3 protein-coding genes are annotated in these 1747 nt (G+C 38.8%); 1 reads left to right on the forward strand and 2 read right to left on the reverse strand.

Annotated features, from left to right (window positions below):
• Positions 1–796 (forward strand): DUF1846 domain-containing protein (locus tag AC220I_RS22095; RefSeq protein WP_486726029.1); only part of this gene is annotated, 796 nt, incomplete at its 5' end.
• Positions 797–851: 55 nt separating this feature from the next.
• Here AC220I_RS22095 and AC220I_RS22100 read toward each other — a convergent pair.
• Both AC220I_RS22100 and AC220I_RS22105 read right to left on the reverse strand, forming a co-directional pair.
• A complete protein-coding gene (locus tag AC220I_RS22100; protein WP_486726030.1) occupies positions 852–1181 on the reverse strand; it encodes a hypothetical protein in 330 nt (109 codons plus the stop codon).
• A gap of 172 nt (positions 1182–1353) precedes the next feature.
• Positions 1354–1747: bacteriohemerythrin (locus AC220I_RS22105; protein WP_486726031.1), on the reverse strand; the 394-nt coding region annotated here is incomplete at its 5' end.

Below are 1747 nucleotides of genomic sequence, written 5' to 3' on the forward strand. Positions count from 1 at the left end.
CCACCTTGAAACCTATGGTGAAGTTACTGTTAACTACAACCGCGATATTGAAACCTTCCCAGTCTTAAAGAGAATTATTGAAAGAATTACTGGGACAGAGTCCATGTACCAATCTCCTACGGATATGGGCGTAAATAGAATAGCCTTTGGGATCACTGATGATGAAGTCATCAAAGAAGCATCTCGTCAAGAAATCATTCGCCGTTACTTTAAAACCGGCTGTGAATATAAAAAGGGCCTCTGCGACATCGAAACTTATAATCGTGCTAAACTCATCATGGAAGAGCTCGATTTAAAACCAGTACATCGAATTGTCGTAGAACCTGCTAGAGCTTATGCTGAAGAGCTGTCTAAAAAGTACAACACCGATACAGTTGTACCAACTATGGCAATCGCCCTTCACAACGGTGATATTGTCACTGGAAAGAACAATAAAGCGATGGATGCAGCTGCGGCATGTATCATCAATGCCCTTAAAAAATATGCAGGCATACCAGACGATGTTCACCTATTGTCACCTGCTATTTTAAATCCAATCATCAAGCTTAAAACAGAGTCCCTTGGTGATCAAACATCACTGCTTGATCTTGAAGAAGTGCTCATTGCCCTTTCAATCAGTGCCGCTTTCAACCCTATTGCTCAGGTAGCACTTGATGCACTTGAGAGCATTAGAGATTGTCAAGCACATACAAATGTCATCCTTCATGCCAATAATGAAGCGACTCTTAGAAACCTGGGTATCGATGTAACAAGTGATCCTGAGTTTTCGACCACTAGTCTTTTCTACGGTAAATAAAACAAAGCGCCAAACGGATTTGTCCATTTGGCGCTTTTCATATTTTTAACATCGTTTATAAATTATATAGCCAGTAGTTCCCTGCCATCAAGCCTATGGAGATACATGCTCTGATGATATGGTGCTTGACCAGTGGCTTGCCATAAAGCTTGAAGCCATTCATGATTGCAGATATGTGAACCCCAATCAAACCTGCCGCCAATATTCCCTCTCTGGTATATAAGACCAACTCCTTATCGAGAAAGGTATATGTGATTAATGCACCACCAGCTAGCATCAGGACACTTGAAAGCCTTCCCAGCTTTTTTTGCGTCAACATCATGCCCCCAGTTAAAACCATAATCACACCGTAAAATACGCCTAAACCAATTATTACAAGTCTCATATATTTCTCCCTCTCAATCCTATCTTTAGCTTTTAAACCCTCCATATTAGCTTAAGGAATTGATGGTCCTTTGTCAAACTTATTTTCTTAAAGGATCATAAAATGACAAGAGCCTATATTGGTCACAAGCCTTTATTGTGTCAAAAAAAAAGTGAGAAAATCTCACTTTTAATTACAATTTTGTCTGAGTAATGTGTTTTGCCACTTCCACATCCAACTTTTTAATATGATTGAAAAACCAACCAGATATCAATTTGTTGAGTTCCAATACATTTACCGTTGATGTTGGGTTTTGTCTAATTTTTGTTGCCAATTGATCCAATTCTGTGATGAAATAAGTATGATTTTTTTTATGTAATTCAAACTCTGGATAATGCGACGATTTTTGCATCATCTCTTCCTCTTGGAAGTGCTTTTTGACATATTCTTGTAGGAAATTGACAGTTTCAATAACTTGGTCCCTGCCCTTCCCATCTGCCATAGCGTTGCTTAACTCTTGGGCCTTTTCAATAATCATTTTATGGTCCGTATCGATCTTAGCATTATTTGTCTTTAATGCATCCGTC

The organism is Fusibacter sp. (assembly GCF_057447755.1).

Excerpts from the sequence above, each read along its gene's own strand:
- AC220I_RS22100 (WP_486726030.1), bottom strand. The coding sequence starts at position 1,181 with ATGAGACTTGTAATAATTGGTTTAGGCGTATTTTACGGTGTGATTATG.